Raw genomic sequence first — 19,667 nt, forward strand, 5'->3', positions numbered from 1 at the left:
TCCTGTATACTCTGCTACGCTTCTATCAATACAGCACCATCAGCTGACAACTGCTGGAAAAAAGACTCTATTTTATGATTGTCCTCATCACTTATCCCTCCTTCTAACGTCGCTTGAATCTGCAAAATCTGCTGTTCTAATGCATCAAAAGAAAGATTCTCTACAGCCACAACGTGCTCTACCAATAAAGAGCAGCCCGAAAAGGTAATATTTGCAACGCCCCCGCATACAGCAAATAATTTTTCACCCAAAGAGGTGCGAACACGAACACTACCCAACACAATACTTGCCACCAATGGCGCATGATGCGCCATAACTGTCAAATAACCTGAGGCTGAAGGAAGAACAACAGACACTACCTGCTCTGAAAACACAATTTTTTCAGGCGATATAAGCTCAAATAAAAAATGCTCTTCTCTATTGTTTTCCACAAAAGTCTCCACAATACCCGATATAAGGACTCTCTGTTTTCTTCAACGATGCGTCCTTTTTAACGAAAAATACCCATGACAGTTTTTTCTTGAATAAGAAGCTTCTTACTAAGAAGCCTCTGCCATGAGACGCTTTCCTTTTTCAAGTGCTTCATCAATCGAACCAACCATATAAAAAGCAGCTTCTGGCAAATCATCATAATCACCAGCACAAAGACCTTTAAAGCCTTTGATTGTCTCTTCTAAAGAAACGAGTTTCCCCGGCGAACCAGTAAAGGCTTCCGCAACATGGAAAGGTTGTGAAAGGAAACGTTCAATTTTACGCGCCCGCCCCACCAGCAACTTGTCATCTTCAGAAAGTTCATCCATTCCAAGAATAGCAATAATATCCTGAAGCGCTCTATAACGTTGTAAAATGGTTTGTACTTGACAAGCAACTGTGTAATGCTCTTCCCCCACAATCAATGGATCCAACATACGTGAAAAAGAGTCAAGCGGATCAACCGCTGGATAAATTCCCTTTTCCGCAATAGAGCGCGAAAGAACAGTTGTTGCATCCAAATGAGCAAAAGACGCTGCAGGCGCCGGATCCGTCAAGTCATCTGCCGGAACATAAATTGCCTGAACGGAAGTAATAGAGCCTGTTTTTGTACTGGTAATACGTTCTTGCAACGCCCCCATATCCGTTGCCAAGGTAGGCTGATACCCAACAGCAGAAGGAATACGCCCTAAAAGAGCAGATACCTCAGCTCCTGCTTGCGTGAAACGGAAAATATTATCCACAAAGAAGAGAACATCTTGTCCTTCATCACGGAAACTTTCTGCAATTGTCAATCCTGAAAGAGCCACACGCGCACGCGCTCCTGGTGGTTCATTCATTTGCCCGTAAACAAGGGCACACTTTGACCCTTCCGTTGAACCATTATTCTCTTTTGGATTCACATTCACGCGGCTTTCGATCATTTCATAATAAAGATCATTTCCTTCACGTGTACGTTCTCCCACACCAGCAAATACAGAATAGCCACCATGTGCCTTTGCAATATTGTTTATAAGCTCCATAATGAGAACGGTTTTTCCAACACCAGCACCACCAAACAAGCCAATTTTACCCCCTTTAGAATAAGGGGCTAACAAATCCACGACTTTAATACCGGTGACGAGAATTTCCGAAACAGTCGATTGCTCAACATATTCAGGTGCCTCTTGGTGAATAGAACGTGTTTTGGTTGAAGCGATTGGTCCCACATTATCCACCGGCTCCCCAATCACATTCATAATACGTCCCAACGTTGCTTCTCCTACAGGAACGCTAATTTGTGTGCCTGTATCCACAACCTTTTGGCCCCGCATCAAACCATCAGTCGTATCCATAGCAATCGTACGCACGGTATTTTCACCCAAATGCTGCGCAACTTCTAATACCAAGCGATTACCTAAATTCTCTGTTTCCAAAGCGTTGAGAATATTTGGCAATGCACCTTCAAATTGCACATCAACGACAGCACCAATAATCTGCTTGATTTCACCAACAGCGCCTTTTGCACGCTCTTCTTTTTTTGCGGATGTATCTTTTTTTACAGGTGTATCTTTAGCTGCATCACGCGCAGGTACAGAGGAAGCCTTTACATCCACTTGAGATTTCGAAGCGGCTTTTTTCACGCTGGAACGAGCAGCTGGTTTCTTTTTTTCACCTTTTTCTGTTCCTTTGCTTGAGGTTACTGCTTTTACCATCAATCCTTACCTTCTCCATTTAAAGCGCTTCAGCGCCCGCAATAATTTCGATCAATTCTGTCGTAATCTGTGCTTGACGTTGACGATTATAAGCCACCGTCAATTTACTAATCATTTCACCCGCATTGCGCGATGCATTATCCATAGCTGTCATCTTGGCGCCCATCTCACCAGCAACATTTTCCAGCAAAGCCCGAAAGATTTGCACCGAAAGATTACGTGGTACAAGGGCCTCTAAAAGAGACGCAGCATCAGGTTCATATTCATAAACAATCGATTGTGAACCTGTGTTATGATCGGTTTGCTCCACAACATCTATTGCCCCAACAGCTGCTTTTGAAGCAACCATTGGAATCAAATCCAAAGCTGTTGGACGCTGATTAATTACGGAAACAAATTCAGAATAAAACAGCGTACAGACATCGAAAGCGCCTTCATTGAATAAATCAACAATCCGTTGACTAATCATCACTGCCTCTGCAAAACCAATTCGCTTTACAGCATGCAAATCGATATGGTCAATTATCAAGCCTTTGTAATCACGCGATAAAATATCCGCGCCTTTTTTACCCACAGTGATAATTTTTACTATTTTATCAGCCGCCAACAATGCCTTAATCTGTTCACGTGCACGACGAGCAATTTGCACATTAAAAGCACCACACAAACCGCGCTCAGCAGTACACACCACCAAAAGATGCACATCATCGCGCCCCGTACCACGCATAAGAGCAGGCGCATCAACACCATCTACATCAGCAGCAACACTGGTCAAAATATCAGCCATTCTCTTCGCATAAGGGCGTGCAGACTGCGCTGCCTCTTGAGCACGATGCAACCTTGCCGCTGCAACCATTTGCATAGCTTTGGTAATCTTTTGTGTTGCTTTAACCGAAGCGATACGGTCTCTAAGATCTTTTAGTGAAGCCATTCAAGCATTCCATCAATTCATCACGAGAAATTTTTCGCATAAGTATCAAGAACAGTTATCAACTTATCTTTCAGCTCATCTGTTATTTGCTTTTGCTCAGCAATTGCCTTTAAGAGATCTTGATAATCACTACGCAAAAGCACCAAAAGTCCCTGCTCAAACCGCGCAACATCAGAAACCGCCAAAGCATCAAGATAGCCATTCACACCCGCGAAAATAACCACCACCTGTTCTTCTGTTTTGAGTGGAGAAAATTGTGGCTGCTTCAACAACTCTGTCAAGCGCGCACCCCGATTTAACAAACGCTGGGTTGACGCATCCAAATCAGAGCCAAACTGCGCAAAAGCTGCCATTTCACGATATTGCGCCAATTCACCTTTAATCGAGCCAGCAACTTGCTTCATCGCCTTAATTTGTGCGGCAGAACCAACACGCGATACAGAAAGACCAACATTTACAGCAGGACGAATTCCTTGATAAAACAAATTAGTCTCTAGAAAAATTTGTCCATCAGTAATCGAAATCACATTTGTAGGAATATAGGCAGAAACATCATTTGCTTGCGTTTCAATAACTGGCAAAGCTGTCAACGACCCAGATCCATTTTCCGCATTCAACTTTGCAGCCCGCTCTAAAAGACGCGAATGCAGATAGAAAACATCTCCCGGATAAGCTTCACGACCTGGAGGACGACGCAATAAAAGAGACATTTGACGATACGCTACCGCCTGTTTTGACAAGTCATCATAACCGATCAAAGCATGTTGCCCATTATCACGGAAATACTCACCCATAGCACATCCAGCAAGAGGTGCAATAAATTGCAATGGTGCTGGATCAGAAGCGGTCGCTGCAACAATAATAGAATATTCCAGCGCTCCACGTTCTTCTAAAACTTTAACGAATTGTGCCACAGTCGAACGTTTTTGACCGATAGCCACATAAATACAATAAACTTTATCTTGCTCTCGTCCAGCCCCTTTTTCATGAAAAGGTTTTTGGTTTAAAAATGTATCGAGCAAAATTGCTGTTTTTCCTGTTTGGCGATCACCAATCACCAATTCACGCTGCCCCCGTCCAATAGGGATGAGTGCGTCAATCGCTTTCAATCCGGTCGACATCGGTTCATGGACAGACTGACGCGGAATAATTCCAGGAGCCTTAACATCGACACGACGACGCTCTGTTGCTTTAATGGGCCCCTTACCATCTATAGGGTTTCCCAACGCATCAACCACACGCCCAAGCAAAGCGGGGCCCACAGGAACATCGACGATAGCGCCTAACCGCTTTACACAATCACCTTCACGAATATCACGATCTGAGCCAAAAATGACCACACCAACATTATCAACTTCCAAATTGAGTGCCATACCGCACACACCGTTTGGAAAGGCGACCATTTCCCCTGCTTGGACATTATCCAAACCATAAACGCGAGCAATACCATCTCCCACAGAGAGAACCCAACCAATTTCTGAAACCTCAGCCTTTTGGTCAAAGTTTTTGATTTGCTCTTTTAGAATTTTTGAAATTTCAGATGGTCTAATATCCATCAGCTGACCTCTTTTTTCAATGCAAGCTTAAGCGAAGACAATTTTGTGAGAAGGGACGTATCAATTTGAGACGACCCCACACGAACGATTAATCCACCAAGAATTGTTGGATCCACAATGATGTGCAGCAAGACTTTTCCTCCAACAACACCTTCCAAAGCCTCACACAACTCTTGTCTTTGTTGAGAACTTAAGGGGCGCGCAGAAACAATTTGCGCAGTAACCTGCCTACGAGCGCGTGCAACACAACGCTGGAAAGCATGTAAAATACCAAATACGGCACTAAGCCTACGGTTTATTACAATAACGCGTAAAAAATTACCAATGACCTGCCCTGCGTTTTTATCAGCAAATTTGATGTTTGCACAAACAGATTGCATCACCTTAATTTGCTCTTTAACTGAAAAGAATGGACTGAGCACAAAGAATTTTAAATCCTTATTCTCCAAAACAAGCAAAAGATCCTCTACTGCCTTTTCAACCTTTTCGACGTTTCCGGCTTCTTGAACGCAATCAAAAAGCGCTTGCGCATAGCGTTGATCTACCAACGGCAGCGGTATGAGAGAAAATGAATCCGACACGAAATACCGCCTCTTTCCCTTGAGCGACTCTCTGATAGTTATCAGATGAAATGAAACAGACATTCTCAATCTTAAGAATCTTCTTCTTAAAACCTAGAACAAAAATCACTTGGTTTCTAGCATAGACATAGCCGACTCGCAACACCACAAATCGCTGCTTTTCAAAAATTTTAATAAAATATTCAAAATATTTTTGAAAAGCATTTTTTTAGATATACAGGATGGCATCACAGTTTTTTTATGCCTCTTTTTGACATTCTCTGAGCGATTTTTTCACTCTCTTTGATTTTTCTTCAAACGCTCTTGTCACCAAACGCTCTTGTCACCATAACAAAACATTCCCTTTATCACCACAAAACCTTTAACGAAAGACGACGGCGACTGAAAAAGTCTATTATTTCAAACTGATAAGAAAGAAAAAACAATGAATATCCTCCTAAAAATTAAAGAAAACATTGATCTTTTTTCTTCAAACACCCACTCCTTTTAAAAAATTTTACCAAGTAATATTTTCTTGTAAGCACACTCTTTTAATATACAAAACATTGATTTATAATGATAATATATCATTTTTCATACCGGATGAGCTTCAAATATCGAAAGATTCTCTCTTTTCAAATTTTTTTATCAAAATCACTCCCTTGCTTCATCACAAACAAAAAAGGAAATGATTAAAGAAAACAACACCTCTTATAAACGCTCTCAAGTACCAAGAGTTTTCGTAATACTCAAAGCTAAATAATAAATGGCGCCATTTTATACCTTTATGAAATAAAGATGGGGAGCCTTAACGTGGTTTTTTCATTCATGAAAGCTTTGATATTCTACACTCGAAAAACATCGTAAAATGAATTCGAGTATGCTGAGAAACATTTGCTTAAACAAGCATATGAATGTAGTAATACAATAGATGTTCTGTAATATTCCGCTTTGGGCGTTCTGCTTTACATGAAAAATGTGCCCCGTTAAAGAACGAAAGTAATAAAAGCATGAAACAATGGATAATCTCCATTTCACGACAACGCCTATGAATGCTATAATAGTAACCCCATTGAGCAGCCCCATCTTTACACTTATGAAAGAACAAGCCGGCACCATCACACACTTTGCCATCTCCCAATTTTACGACAGCCCTTAATTCTTGAGATGATTAGGTATTTTGGTCCTCTCTTGTATAGTTTTACGCGACACATGCTCCCCCATCTGTAACATGCAAACGAATGGTTTTGATTGATCAATATAAATAGATTTTAAATAAGAGAATCCTACGATAGTTGAGGCTATAATATGAATAACGGCATATTATCACTATAAATCAATATTTATTATTTATAAAAATTATTATTATGGATGCTTTTGAAAATTCTAGAGCCGAATGAATAAGGATGACAACGATGAATGCTCATTTTGACCTTCACGTTCCAAAATGAGTCCGTGTTCTCGTCAAAGATAAATAAAATAGATATATGCAATATTCTCGCCCTAATCTAGCATATAAACGCAGGTACGACTCGTACAGCGCTGATACATCTTATGAACGCTGCTTCATAAGGCTTTAAGGTCAAATAATATCAAAAACACGTCCCTCATTAAGCCCACATAGCGTCACTTTATATGGCACTATATTGTACTGATTTAGAAAAAGCATAGATCAATATCAATTTGAACGCGAATAGAATTGGGTATTTTGGGTGTACAGCTAAGCATTTTCAGCCCTTATAAAAAGAATCCGCCTATCAAAAGAATACTGTCCCTCATACAAAAAAGGAGTAAAAGCCGAAATGATAGTGCCCTCGAAGAAGAGAGGCGCTTCTGCTGGTTTTATAACAAAGATATTTTTTCCCGTAGCTCTACTTAATGCAATGTACATGTATCATATTTTGCTGCCTGGATGCTTATTCTGAATAATATAAGAGTTCAAGTAAAGCATCTTAAGCAAAGAGACCTTCACTTTATGCGATACTGGTTTTAGAAAAAACTTTGCGGATCAATATCAATTTGAACCCGAACGGAACTGGGCATTTTGGGTGTACCGCTAAGCATTGCACGTATAAACCCTTGTATATCAAAAGAACGCTGTCCTTGCAGCAAAAGCCGAAAACGATAACGCCCCCGAACCAAAGCCAAAGGCGCTTCTGCTGGTCCCATAACCGAGATATTTTTTTCCCGTGGCGCTGCTTGACGCAATGCGCGCGCATAATGTTCTGCTGCTTGGCGCTGTTGTGCAGAGATAATCAAAGAGGCAAGCCGCCCATAGGGAGGCAAATGATAATGCTGACGCGCTGCAATCTCACGTGTGTAAAAATCTTCTGGCTGGCATGCAAGTAAGGCTTTGATAACCGGATGATCTGGTTGATAAGTTTGCAATAATCCTAAACTTTTCAATCCCACACGCCCTGCTCTTCCGGTAACTTGAGAAAGCAGCTGATAGGTACGTTCACTTGCGCGTAAATCGCCATTGGCAAGACCAAGATCAGCATCAATAACGCCAACCAGAGAGAGCTTGGGAAAATGATGTCCTTTAGCGACTAACTGTGTTCCAATAATAATGTCCACATCGCCATTTGCAATGGCTTGTAATTCGCTTCGCAACTTCCCAATCCCTCCTTTGAGATCTGTTGAAAGGATCAATGATCGCGCTTGAGGAAAAAGCATTTGTGTTTCTTCGGCAATTCTTTCCACACCCGGTCCACAAGCCACAAGATGATCTAATGTCCCGCATTCAGGACAGGCTTGAGGAAGTGGTTCATGATATCCACAATGATGACATTTCAGTTGCCCGTGCGCACGATGTTCGACCAACCAACTTGAACAATCGGTACAATGAAAACGATGTCCGCAAATTCGGCATAAAGTTAAAGGTGCATAACCACGACGATTAAGAAAAAGAAGAGCTTGTTCGCCCTTATCAAGCGTTTGTTTTAAAGCCCTTTCAAGAGCAAAGGAAATAAAGCGCCCCTTTTGCACCCCTCCTTGGCGCATATCAACCACCCGCAACTGTGGAAGTGCAGCTTCTTTAAAACGGGAAGGTAAATGCACCTTTTGATAACGCCCTTTTAAAACATTGGCTTGGCTTTCAATCGACGGTGTGGCTGAAGATAAAATAACAGGAAAATGCTCAAAAGAGCCCCGTGCAACAGCCATATCACGCGCATGATAAAAAATGCGCTCTTCTTGTTTATAAGCGCTATCGTGCTCTTCATCGACAACAATCAAGCCAAGCTCATGAAAGGGAAGAAAAAGTGCTGAACGAGCCCCCGCAACGACACGCACCCGCCCTTCTGCAACTTGTCGCCAGACGCGTTCTCTACGACGTGGCGTCAAATCAGAATGCCATTCTGCTGCCGCAGCGCCAAAACGTGCATAAAAACGATCTAAAAACTGCTGTGTTAAAGCAATTTCCGGCAATAAAATTAAAACCTGCTTGCCCTCTTTAAAGGCTTGAGAAACCGCTTCAAAATAAACCTCTGTCTTTCCTGAACCCGTAACACCATCAAGCAAAAAAACTTGAAACTGAGAAGATAAAACACCTTCCCGCAATAATGTTGCTGCTTCACTTTGCGCTCCCTGCAACTGAGGGAGACAAAAATCAGGATCAGGCATTGCCACAAGATCAGGAGCAGGAACCTTAACATCTTCAAAAATTCCTAGCGCTTTTAAACCTTCAACAACAGAAACCGAAGTTCCAGCCGCATGTGCCAGACCAGAACGTGTCCATATCTTCTCATTACGCACCAATTCCAAAACCCGTGACCGCGCTGGTGTGAGACGTTCTACATTTCCACCACAATATCGCAAACCCAGCATCTGCGCTTCCGGCTCTAAAGCAGCCGGTACCGACAAAACCAATCGTGCTACAAGACCAAAAGGCGCCATTGTATAGCGACTAACAAAACGCAAAAATGTGATCATTTCTGCTTTTAATGGGGGGCAATCAAAAACATGAAGCAGAAAGCGTAATTTTTCACGCGCCACCGAAGCAGACTTGTGCCCATCGGCTGTCTGCTCTCCAACATCTACAACAAAACCGCAAAGCTCACGCCCCATCAACGGAACCCGAACAAAGGAACCAACGTTCACCTCCATAGAAGATGGAACTTTATAACTATAAGCGTGAGCAACAGGAAGAGGAACCAATACGGATACAATCTTTTCCTCTATCATGCTTGAATTCATCTTGTAAACCAATCTACGACCTATTGAGCATCAACAAGTCTACACCTTATCTTTAAACACTCTTATAAAATTCATTGCAGGATTCAATCCCCCCGATCACAACACTTTTCTAACAAAAATTCTTTTTAACACGCATTCCCTCACCAAAGTGCCAATATAAAGAACCAATCTCATCGTCTATAACAAAAAACTCTATAGCAAAAAAACAGCACTATTCTTCTGTGTAAATAAAACGCATCACTATTAAGCATTCAACATGCTATCGGTTAAGTGCATCCTTCAACAAAGCGATCCCATAGTATGACCTCTTCCCAACGCACACGTTTATTTTTTTACCGCCTCATATCTCAATTTATCTTCAACAAACTGATTTATAAAGATATAATCATCATTTTACCTATTGTAATAAAAACCCTCAATACGATGATTTTTTTTCATTTCAAACCCATCGAGGAACATTTGTAAATCCTTATTGATGAAAAAGTATCCCATGATTTTAATTATAAGGAGAATAATATTGCAAATGGAACCGTTACAATATTCACCTTGGCTTTGTGCCAAAAAGTGAAAACACGTGTATACATCTTTCAGCTTGATTGAAAATCAAGCAACAATACAAGCAGCACAAAAGCGTATTTTTGAAGAATGGAGAAAACAGAATAAATCAATGTAATTGACCATAAAAAAAAACCCTTCATGCGTAAAATTTTACAGGCGTTCTTCAACAGTGTTTTACGACAAAATAAATCCATCCGCTTTCATCAAAAACAAAGTTAAACATACCCCCTAAAAAAGGAAGGTATCTTATGATGCACTCTCAAATATCAAGAGCAATCGCAAATAGGAAATGAGCAAAGTGTTTGATAATGCTAGCTTATTTCCATAAATATAAAAACACCGCTACGCAAAGATGCCAATACGCAAAAATGTTGGTACGCAATGAATTCTATGCCTTATCACGAGCAACACTATGAAATGGGTGTGGAAACGATAAATCATATTTCTTTACCGAAAACGGATACATGATTAACACCATAGCATTCTTGTTCTTTACACAGATATTAATTCTTTCTCTTGCTTTTGCAGTCAACAATAGCGCATAACAAAAAATAGGATAAAGCTAAAAAAAAGAGGTTAGAGATGAAATTTTTTGTGGATAGCGCCAATATTGAAGAAATTCAAGAGTTACAGAATTTAAGCCTTGTTGATGGTGTTACCACCAATCCCTCTCTTATCCTAAAATCAGGACGCAATATTCTTGATGTTACAAAAGAAATTTGTGCTCTCGTTAGCGGACCTGTTTCTGCTGAAGTTGCAGCAACGGAATTTGAAAGCATCATGAAAGAAGCAGCTGTTTTAGCAAAGGTTGCCGACAATATTTGTATCAAGCTTCCTTTAACACTCGATGGATTAAAAGCCTGTAAAGCCCTCACAGCAGCAGGACTAAAAACAAATCTCACACTTTGTTTTTCTGCCAATCAAGCCTTATTAGCCGCCAAAGCAGGCGCAACATTCGTTTCACCTTTTATTGGTAGACTTGATGATTGTGGAAATGATGGAAGTGAACTGCTTCATGAAATTCGCACAATTTATGATAACTATAACTTTGAAACACAAATCTTGGCCGCTTCAATCCGCACCGTTAATCATGTCAAAGAAGCAGCACTAAGCGGTGCTGACGTTGCAACAGTTCCACCAGCAATCTTAAAAGCACTAGTCAAACATCCTCTCACCGACAAAGGGTTGCAAATATTTCTCGACGACTGGAAAAAAACAGGACAAAATATTGCTTAATGTCTAGAAATTTTATTGGAAAGATCTTTTGAAAGTAACAAAAAGATCTGTTCAGCCAACTCTTCCGCAACACGTTTTTTTGCATCTTCTTCTGCTTGCAGCGTTGCATATTCTTGACGAAGTTGCTCAAAAGATGCATTCATCATTGCTGTTCCTTTTGCAACAAGAGTATTTTTCATATCCTGCAAAGTATAAGAAGCTCTGCTCATAACAGTTCCAACAGAAGGTCGTCCCTTTCTCTTTTTCTCGAAATCAACCTCTATCTGCATAGATTCTCTTGTAAAGACGGATATCTGCAATGCCAATTTATAAGTAGGTAGAGAAGGTTTAGCACCATTTCCATACAAAAGAAAAAGCAGATGATTGCGCACCATTTGACCAAAACGATCCGAAGGTTCTTCCACAACAATAGAAGCAAGCTTTTGCGCTAACCCCAAAGAAGCTTGTCCAGAAGGGTATCCAGAAGCAGGATTCCCATAAGAAGCAGAATCCATTGTCATTGCACTCTGCAACTCTTGACGGTAAAGCGGTTCAACTTTGCATCCACACAACAGTGTGAATACACCAGCTAAAATGACAAGAATAGAACTTCTAAAAAACGACATTCACAATCCTTTGTGGAACAACAATGATTTTTTTCACAGGCTTTTCAACCAGTTGCGCCTTTACAAAATCTAACGCCAAAACCGCTTCTTTAATCATCACCTCATCAGCAGTTGCTGCAACGCTCACCTCACCGCGTTTTTTACCATTAATTTGTACTGGCAAAGTATAGCATTCCGCAACGGTTAACGCACGATCATAAACAGGCCAAGCAAGCGCAGACATTAAAGTTTTTCCTCCTAAAGCAGCATGACATTCTTCTGCTAAATGGGGCATCATGGGTGCAATCATGGCAAGAAAAAAATCCATAGCTTGACGTAAAGAAGCTTTCATTTCATCGTCAACACTTTCTATCCTATTTAACAACGGTACCATAATATTCAAGAATTCATAAAGGCGTGCAATAGCCCGATTAAAAGCGAATTTTTCCAAATCATCTTCTACAGCGCAAAGCGTGCGATGTGCGACCTTTGAGAGTTCCAAAGCCGCCCCCTGATGCCCTGCACAAGGCGCCACATCCTTTAAAATAGAAGCACTCACAGCCACATGGCGCCAAACACGCTGTACAAAGCGATGTGCACCTTCAACACCAGATTCTGTCCAAATGACATCCCGCTCGGGAGGAGAATCTGACAACACAAACCAACGCACAGTATCAGCGCCATAAGATGCAATAATATCATCAGGATCAACGACATTCTTTTTTGATTTTGACATTTTCTCAATCAAACCAATCGTCACTTCACTTTGATCGGTTAATTTATAAGCACACCGCTTTCCATCTTTTTCAACAATCGAAATTTCTGCTGGAGAAACCCACCCTTGATCATCCCGATAGGTTTCATGCACCACCATCCCTTGGGTAAAAAGCCCCTTAAAAGGCTCATCTACCGTCACATGACCGACCAATTTCATAGCACGCATAAAAAAGCGCGCATAAAGAAGATGCAAAATGGCATGCTCAATTCCACCAATATATTGTTGCACAGGCAACCATTCAGCTGTTGCTTGTTTGTCAACAGGTCCCTGCGCAAAAGGAGCCGTAAAGCGTGCATAATACCAAGAAGAGTCAACAAATGTGTCCATGGTATCGGTTTCGCGTTTGGCAGGTTGACCACAGGAAGGACAAGTAACATTCTGCCACCTTTCATGTCGTGCAAGAGGATTTCCTGGTTGATCAAAAGTAACATCATCAGGCAACACAACCGGTAAATTGGCACGTGGAACAGGAACAACCCCACAAGTTGTACAATGGATCATCGGAATGGGGCACCCCCAATAACGTTGACGTGAAATCCCCCAATCACGCAAACGAAATTGCACTGTTTTCTTCCCTTGCGGTTGCCCATTGAGCATTTGTTTTTCAAGCTTTTTAGCAGCTTCTTCAAAAGCTTGTTGGGGTGTTAAACCATCCAAAAAACTGGAATTGATCATCACCCCATCACCCGTATAAGGTGTTTCAGTAATAACAAAATCTTCTGCTTGCTCTCCTTTTGGCAAAACCACCGGTTTTATTGGAAGATCATATTTACGCGCAAAATCGAAATCTCTCTGATCATGAGCCGGACAACCAAAAACAACCCCTGTTCCATAGTCCATAAGCACAAAATTCGCGATATAAACAGGAATATGTACTGTTGAATCGAAAGGATGAACAGCCAAAAGGGGCGTGAGAAACCCTTGTTTTTCAGCTGTTTCAAGTGCTGCTGTTGTCGTTCCACCACACCGACAATTTTCAATAAAAGCACTCAACGCTTTGTCTTTTTTTGCCAAAGCTTGTGCAATAGGATGATCAACAGACAGAGCCAAAAAGGAAGCGCCAAACAGTGTATCAGGACGCGTTGAATAACAAACAACCTCATCAAATTTCTCACAAACATCATCAGCATCACCCGCCGACTTTAAGGCCCAACGAATCAGCAAACCTTGTGATTTTCCAATCCAGTTTTTTTGCATGGTGCGAACTTTTTCCGGCCATTGGTTCAGCTCTTCAAGCCCTGCCAAGAGATCTTCACTAAAGTCGCTAATTTTGAAAAACCACTGCGTCAACTCACGTTGTTCCACCAACGCACCAGAACGCCATCCCCGCCCATCAACAACCTGTTCATTGGCCAAAACAGTATGATCAACAGGGTCCCAATTCACCTTAGCCACTTTACGTGCTACCAACCCCTTTTGATAGAAATCAAGGAACAACATTTGTTGGCGGTGGTAATATTCCACATCACAAGTTGCAAATTCACGCGCCCAATCGAGTGAGAGTCCTAATTGTTTTAATTGCCCGCGCATGACCGCAATATTTTGATAGGTCCAAGTTTTAGGATGCACTTTACTTTGCAGAGCAGCATTTTCAGCTGGCATACCAAAAGCATCCCACCCCATGGGATGAAGCACATTAAAACCCTTTGCCCTTTTATAGCGTGCCACCACATCCCCCATGGCATAATTGCGCACATGCCCCATGTGAATACGGCCAGAAGGATAAGGAAACATTTCTAAAACATAATATTTTTCACGAGCATCTTCTTGAAGAGTCTGAAAAATTTTCTTTTCATCCCAAATTTCTTGCCATTTTTTTTCTCTCGCACGTGGATTATAGCGTTCGCCTATATTATAATGTCCAATTGTCATTCCCATTATACTCTTTTAATAAAACAGAACCAAAAACTTGTTTTATTATGCTTGACCATGGATTAACCTCATCGTCAACATTTTCGTGAAATATTTCCCTAAGTATTTTATAAAACTTTAAAAAAAACGACCAACTCTTGAACAAAAAAGGTAAAGCACAAAAATATGAATACACAAACGCCCCTCGATGCCCCTTCCGTTGAAGCATGGCAAAACCTTCAAAAAGACATTGCAGCAATATGCCAAGAGCTACAACGCCCCGTAGAAGAAATTGAACTTATCGCTGTTTCAAAAACTGTTTCTGCTATTGATATACGACCCCTTTTGCAAGCAGGCCAATCTTTGTTTGCAGAAAACCGCGTACAAGAAGCAGCACAAAAATGGCCTGCTTTACGTCAACAATTTGAAAATATTAAACTTCATCTCATCGGTCCCCTACAATCAAATAAAACAGCAGAGGCGGTAAAAATTTTTGATGTTATTCAAACGGTTGACCGTGAAAAAATAGCCAAAAGCTTAGCTGAAGAAATGGAAAAACAAAAAAGGCATCTTCCTTGCTATGTTCAGGTTAACATTGGCTTAGAACCGCAAAAAAGTGGTATCGCACCACAAGAAGCTACATCTTTTGTCAACCAATGCAAAAACAACTATGGACTTGATATCATCGGACTTATGGGCATTCCCCCTGTCGATGAAAACCCCGGCCCCTATTTCGCACTGTTAGCAAAATTAGCAAAACAAGCAGGTCTTCCAAAGCTTTCCATGGGCATGTCCAGTGACTTCAAAACCGCTCTACAGTTTGGCTCTAACGTCCTTCGCATTGGCTCTGCTTTATTTGGAAAACGTCCTGTGTAAATTCATTCCCCCTTCATATAATCTCCCTTGAAAATTCTACGAACAAGCCAAAAACAGCAGAAATGAGAAAAAATATTTCCTTCAATATCAATAAAAGAGCAATTCTAGCAAAAAAGATTCCAGTCCCTCTTTCATCCTGTTAGCAGGATAAGCAAAAAAGCTGGTTTCTCAAATCTCTCACCGGCACATCCACAACACGTACAATAGCTTCAAGATAGCATTGCAATTTGGCTCTCATATTCTCGCACATTGGCTCTACTTTACTCCCCTCTGACCGCCTCTCCAGCAAAAGCAATATAAAAAATAAATCCTTATATAAAGGCAAAATGATAAGAGGGGCGTTGCGCATGAATGAAAAAACTGTCGCGAAATAAATAATTACAAAAGAATATTGAATAAGATCATCGCAATGATTTCCATTGAAAATCATGAATTCTCTTAACTTCTCCAACACGCGTAAACAATTTCCCCACATGCCAATGGCATAAAGCAGACAAAAAGAGGCTTATGGTTACATAATACAGTAACAAAACTCTTTCATGTAAGTCACTTGAGCAAAATAAACATCTCAAATGCTCAATAGAGCACCAAGAACCGCGCTAAACAACATGATAGCAATCTATAAGGTCAACGATAGCATAGAGGCTTTCCATGCTCTACAAAGCATAACATACGGTCAATATTCGCCTGAAAAATAAAAGAACAAATCCCGTGCATATGCGCATAATACATGCACGCAAAACAATGGAAATGAGAACGATTTCAATAACGATATTCCTTTATCATTATTCCTTTGTCGATCTCGTAAACAAAGAGAAAAACTTCAACTTTTCATATGCCTAATTTTTCTAATTTTAAACTTTAATTAAGGAAAAACAGGGGATATTTCTTATATTTTAAAATATTGCAAATAATATTATTATCTTCTTAAGAAGAAGATTTCATGTATACATAGTATAGATATTATTTATACAGTATTTTTATTGTTATTTTTAAAATTTATCTTTGACATTTTTCTAAAAATACATGATAGCCATTTGAAATGTATCATTATGATACTACTTTTAATGTAGATAATTAAGGAGAATTAATATTTTTGGTTCATGCAGCACATTCGGTCATATAGCGACAAAGCCTTCTTTTGGTCATTCGCACAATTCAAGACCTACTCATGGAAATGCATGCAGTCCTAATGCTTTTCTTTCTCACATGAATGCACAAGGTTTTGACTATGCAGTTGCAGGAGGGATAACCGGAGCAGCATTGGGAGCTGCAACTGGTCCAGGTGCACTTATGGGTGGACTTACTGGTGCCACGACTGGTTTCTTCGGAGGTTTTGGTTTAAGGTTCGTACAGAAAGTTCATGAGTGTTGGTTCTAATTTTTAGAGAGCAACTATAAAGATATCTCTGAAGTTAATAATTTGTAATTATATTATAATTTGGATTGCGTGATGACAGATCTTATCTCTAAAATTATTGAAACGCTTATAGCAACATTTTTTTTTGGTTTAATATATCTTTTTTATTATAAGTTTATTTATTATAGTTGGAAAGATTCTCTAAAAAAATCATTATTAATAAGCTCAATATTCTTTCTTGTTAGTCTTTTATTTAACTATATTGGTTTATATCAAATTTTGAGAAATATTTTATAATAGACATTTTTAAAATGTCTTAGTGTGTTTATAAAAAGCTCTATACCGCAATAGGTTTTGCTATATTTGAGTATCCTAAAAACATAGAATACCCTCTTTAATATCATCACATCAGATTTAAAAATTGACTATTCTAATCTTTGTCATTTAGTCTAACCTCACAATGAAAAGCTTTTGGGAAAACTCTGCCACAAATATAACCATACAAAAATACAGAGGCAGATTTTCAAAACAATAAAAAGAGGGAAACATGACTGAAAAAATCTATCCAGTATCAGAAGAGATCAAAAAAAATACTTTACTCGATGAGGAAACTTATCAACAATGGTATCGAGAAAGCATCGATGATCCAGAAAGCTTCTGGGCAAAACATGGTCAACGCATTGAATGGTTTAAACCTTTTACAAAAGTAAAAAACACTTCTTTTAACGGAGATGTCTCCATTCAATGGTACGAAGATGGGATAACAAATGTTACCTATAATTGCATTGATCGCCACCTGAAAATCCATGGAGACAAAATCGCGCTCATTTGGGAAGGAGATAATCCTTATCATGATAAAAAAATAACCTATAACGAGCTTTATGAACATGTTTGTCGTTTTGCTAATCTTTTGAAAAGCCGTGGCATTAAGAAAGGCGATAAAGTAACCATTTATCTCCCCATGGTACCCGAAGCAGCCTATGCCATGCTTGCTTGTGCTCGCATTGGAGCTATTCATTCGGTTATTTTTGCTGGCTTTTCTGCTGAGGCAATAGCAGGACGCCTTGTCGATTGTGAATCAACCTTCATTATTACCGCTGATCAAGGCTTGCGTGGCAGCAAACGGATCAACTTAAAAGACAATGTTGATCATGCCATTGAGATAGCCGCGCGCCAAAACGTGCAGGTGGACCAAGTCATGGTTATACGGCGAACTTGTGGACCCATTCAATGGGTAGAGGGGCGTGATTTTTGGTACCACGAAGAGATAGCTCATGCCAAAACAGCTTGTCCACCAGAACCAATGAATGCTGAAGATCCACTTTTTATTCTTTATACTTCAGGCTCCACCGGCAAACCCAAAGGTGTTTTGCATACCACAGCGGGCTATCTTGTTTTTGCCTCGATGACTCACCAATATGTTTTTGATTACCACCCCAATGAAGTTTACTGGTGCACAGCTGATATTGGGTGGATTACCGGTCATTCTTACTTGGTTTATGGACCTTTATGCAATGGTGCGACCACTTTAATGTTTGAAGGCACACCAACCTTTCCTGACAAAGGCAGATTCTGGGAAATTGTCGACAAACACCAAGTCAATACGCTCTATACAGCACCAACAGCTATCCGCGCCTTAATGGGAGCAGGAAATTCGTTTGTTGAACACTCAAACAGAACATCGTTGCGTCTCTTAGGCACGGTAGGAGAACCGATTAATCCAGAAGCATGGGAATGGTTTTATCATATAATTGGAAATGACCGTTGTCCGATTCTCGATACATGGTGGCAAACGGAAACAGGAGGGCATATGATCACGCCCTTGCCCGGTGCAACACCCCTCAAAGCAGGATCGGCCACACGTCCTTTTTTTGGTGTTCAACCCCAAATTGTTGATGCCCAAGGCAATGTTTTAGAAGGTGAAGCAGAAGGCAATCTTTGTATCAGTGATTCATGGCCCGGACAAATGCGCACACTTTATAAGGATCATGAACGCTTTATTCAAACTTATTTTTCCTCCTATAAAGGAAAATATTTTTCAGGCGATAGCTGTAGGCGCGATAGCGACGGTTATTATTGGATCACAGGACGAGTTGATGACATTCTCAATGTCTCGGGGCACAGGTTAGGAACTGCTGAAATTGAATCAGCTCTTGTTTCTCATCCCGCTGTATCAGAAGCAGCTATTGTGGGTTACCCGCATCCCATTAAAGGACAAGGAATTTATAGTTTTGTGACTCTCATGGAAGGAACAGCGCCAAGTGAAGAATTGCAAAAAGACCTTATCAAGCATGTGAGACAAGAAATAGGCTCTATTGCCATATTGGATAAAATTCAGTTTGCTCCGCAGCTTCCCAAAACACGATCAGGGAAAATTATGAGACGTATTTTACGAAAAATCGCTGAAAACGATTTTGATACTCTCGGAGATATTTCAACCCTTGCCGAACCACAAGTTGTTGAAGATCTGATTGCCAACCGACAAAACTAAAAAACACGACGCAATACAACATACGGTGGTTTTTGTTTTTTTTGCTAAAATTATCTCAGCATTATTACGAAAACCACCAAGGAGAATAAAAAACAAAACAATGCATGAGAAGCTCAATCATTCTAACAACAAACGCTTTTTTTCATAACAGGTAAGAAATAATTTAAGCAAAAACCTCAAGATTGGGATGCGAACAAGAATAAGAAAGTAAGATAAAAAGAGCAACATAGCTTTTTAAAATCACCCAATGTCCACTCAATGCAAAAAAAGCCTCTGAGTAAGAAGGAAAAATAGTTCTGATGTTTATGCTAGAATCCCTTTGAAATTCCTGCTAAAATCATAAATAAAGCTAAAAAAAGAAAGTATAAGTGATAATATTCTTGAGCAAAAATATTTATCGATAACGAGGGTGTATAAAAAATATTGAAAACCATGAAATCTAAAATAAACAAGCTTACAACAAAAATCTAAAGCAATGAAAGTAAGAGTTCTTAGAATAAATGATGCAATATAAAATCAGGAGTA

At 40.1% G+C, this 19,667-nt stretch carries 12 protein-coding genes; 4 read left to right on the forward strand and 8 right to left on the reverse strand.

Annotation, left to right across the window (positions count from 1 at the left end; all coding sequences use genetic code 11):
• Positions 1-14 precede the first annotated feature (14 nt).
• The 6 genes from atpC to ACFIK0_RS02935 form a co-directional block, all read right to left on the reverse strand.
• Positions 15-431, reverse strand: a complete 417-nt coding sequence (atpC, locus tag ACFIK0_RS02910; protein ID WP_375663460.1) for an ATP synthase F1 subunit epsilon — start codon at positions 429-431, stop codon at positions 15-17.
• Positions 432-539: 108 nt separating this feature from the next.
• Positions 540-2,165: a F0F1 ATP synthase subunit beta gene (atpD, locus tag ACFIK0_RS02915; protein WP_375663461.1), complete on the reverse strand. Its 1,626-nt coding sequence runs from the start codon at positions 2,163-2,165 to the stop codon at positions 540-542.
• Between the two features lie 19 nt (positions 2,166-2,184).
• The gene (locus ACFIK0_RS02920) at positions 2,185-3,096 is read right to left on the reverse strand and encodes a F0F1 ATP synthase subunit gamma (RefSeq protein WP_375663462.1); all 912 of its coding nucleotides are present in this window, start codon (positions 3,094-3,096) and stop codon (positions 2,185-2,187) included.
• A gap of 20 nt (positions 3,097-3,116) precedes the next feature.
• Entirely contained in the window at positions 3,117-4,652 is a 1,536-nt protein-coding gene (atpA, locus tag ACFIK0_RS02925; protein WP_375663463.1) for a F0F1 ATP synthase subunit alpha, read from the reverse strand.
• Positions 4,652-5,233: an ATP synthase F1 subunit delta gene (atpH, locus tag ACFIK0_RS02930; protein WP_273790514.1), complete on the reverse strand. Its 582-nt coding sequence runs from the start codon at positions 5,231-5,233 to the stop codon at positions 4,652-4,654. Before atpH ends, atpA begins: the two co-directional genes overlap by 1 nt.
• A 1,968-nt stretch (positions 5,234-7,201) precedes the next feature.
• Entirely contained in the window at positions 7,202-9,397 is a 2,196-nt protein-coding gene (locus ACFIK0_RS02935) for a primosomal protein N' (protein WP_375663464.1), read from the reverse strand.
• 1,152 nt (positions 9,398-10,549) lie between these two features.
• On the opposite strand from ACFIK0_RS02935, the gene fsa reads away from it, so the two are divergent.
• A complete protein-coding gene (fsa, locus tag ACFIK0_RS02940) occupies positions 10,550-11,203 on the forward strand; it encodes a fructose-6-phosphate aldolase (RefSeq protein ID WP_273790517.1) in 654 nt (217 codons plus the stop codon).
• Here fsa and lptE read toward each other — a convergent pair.
• Both lptE and leuS read right to left on the reverse strand, forming a co-directional pair.
• Positions 11,200-11,808 (reverse strand): LPS assembly lipoprotein LptE, encoded by a 609-nt coding sequence (gene lptE, locus ACFIK0_RS02945; RefSeq protein ID WP_375637557.1) that lies wholly within the window; start codon positions 11,806-11,808, stop codon positions 11,200-11,202. The two genes, fsa and lptE, sit on opposite strands and share 4 nt — an antisense overlap.
• Positions 11,795-14,437 carry a leucine--tRNA ligase gene (gene leuS / locus ACFIK0_RS02950; RefSeq protein ID WP_375663465.1) on the reverse strand — a complete coding sequence of 881 codons (2,643 nt, stop codon included), beginning with the start codon at positions 14,435-14,437 and terminating at the stop codon, positions 11,795-11,797. The genes lptE and leuS overlap by 14 nt, the downstream gene beginning before the upstream one ends.
• Positions 14,438-14,602: 165 nt before the next feature.
• On the opposite strand from leuS, the gene ACFIK0_RS02955 reads away from it, so the two are divergent.
• The 3 genes from ACFIK0_RS02955 to acs all read left to right on the forward strand — a co-directional run bounded on the left by ACFIK0_RS02955 (position 14,603) and on the right by acs (position 19,142).
• Positions 14,603-15,292 carry a YggS family pyridoxal phosphate-dependent enzyme gene (locus tag ACFIK0_RS02955; RefSeq protein WP_375643243.1) on the forward strand — a complete coding sequence of 230 codons (690 nt, stop codon included), beginning with the start codon at positions 14,603-14,605 and terminating at the stop codon, positions 15,290-15,292.
• 1,209 nt (positions 15,293-16,501) lie between these two features.
• Entirely contained in the window at positions 16,502-16,672 is a 171-nt protein-coding gene (locus ACFIK0_RS02960; RefSeq protein ID WP_273790522.1) for a hypothetical protein, read from the forward strand.
• Positions 16,673-17,198: 526 nt separating this feature from the next.
• Positions 17,199-19,142: an acetate--CoA ligase gene (gene acs, locus ACFIK0_RS02965; RefSeq protein WP_375663466.1), complete on the forward strand. Its 1,944-nt coding sequence runs from the start codon at positions 17,199-17,201 to the stop codon at positions 19,140-19,142.
• The last annotated feature ends 525 nt before the right edge of the window (positions 19,143-19,667 follow it).

Origin of the sequence: Bartonella sp. CL63NXGY (assembly GCF_042194905.1) — a bacterium.
Taxonomy (GTDB): Bacteria; Pseudomonadota; Alphaproteobacteria; order Rhizobiales; family Rhizobiaceae; genus Bartonella.

Excerpts from the sequence above, each read along its gene's own strand:
- ACFIK0_RS02935 (WP_375663464.1), bottom strand. The coding sequence starts at position 9,397 with ATGATAGAGGAAAAGATTGTATCCGTATTGGTTCCTCTTCCTGTTGCT.
- ACFIK0_RS02960 (WP_273790522.1), top strand. The coding sequence starts at position 16,502 with ATGAATGCACAAGGTTTTGACTATGCAGTTGCAGGAGGGATAACCGGA.
- leuS (WP_375663465.1), bottom strand. The coding sequence starts at position 14,437 with ATGACAATTGGACATTATAATATAGGCGAACGCTATAATCCACGTGCG.
- fsa (WP_273790517.1), top strand. The coding sequence starts at position 10,550 with ATGAAATTTTTTGTGGATAGCGCCAATATTGAAGAAATTCAAGAGTTA.
- atpD (WP_375663461.1), bottom strand. The coding sequence starts at position 2,165 with ATGGTAAAAGCAGTAACCTCAAGCAAAGGAACAGAAAAAGGTGAAAAA.
- acs (WP_375663466.1), top strand. The coding sequence starts at position 17,199 with ATGACTGAAAAAATCTATCCAGTATCAGAAGAGATCAAAAAAAATACT.
- ACFIK0_RS02920 (WP_375663462.1), bottom strand. The coding sequence starts at position 3,096 with ATGGCTTCACTAAAAGATCTTAGAGACCGTATCGCTTCGGTTAAAGCA.
- ACFIK0_RS02955 (WP_375643243.1), top strand. The coding sequence starts at position 14,603 with ATGAATACACAAACGCCCCTCGATGCCCCTTCCGTTGAAGCATGGCAA.
- atpA (WP_375663463.1), bottom strand. The coding sequence starts at position 4,652 with ATGGATATTAGACCATCTGAAATTTCAAAAATTCTAAAAGAGCAAATC.
- lptE (WP_375637557.1), bottom strand. The coding sequence starts at position 11,808 with ATGTCGTTTTTTAGAAGTTCTATTCTTGTCATTTTAGCTGGTGTATTC.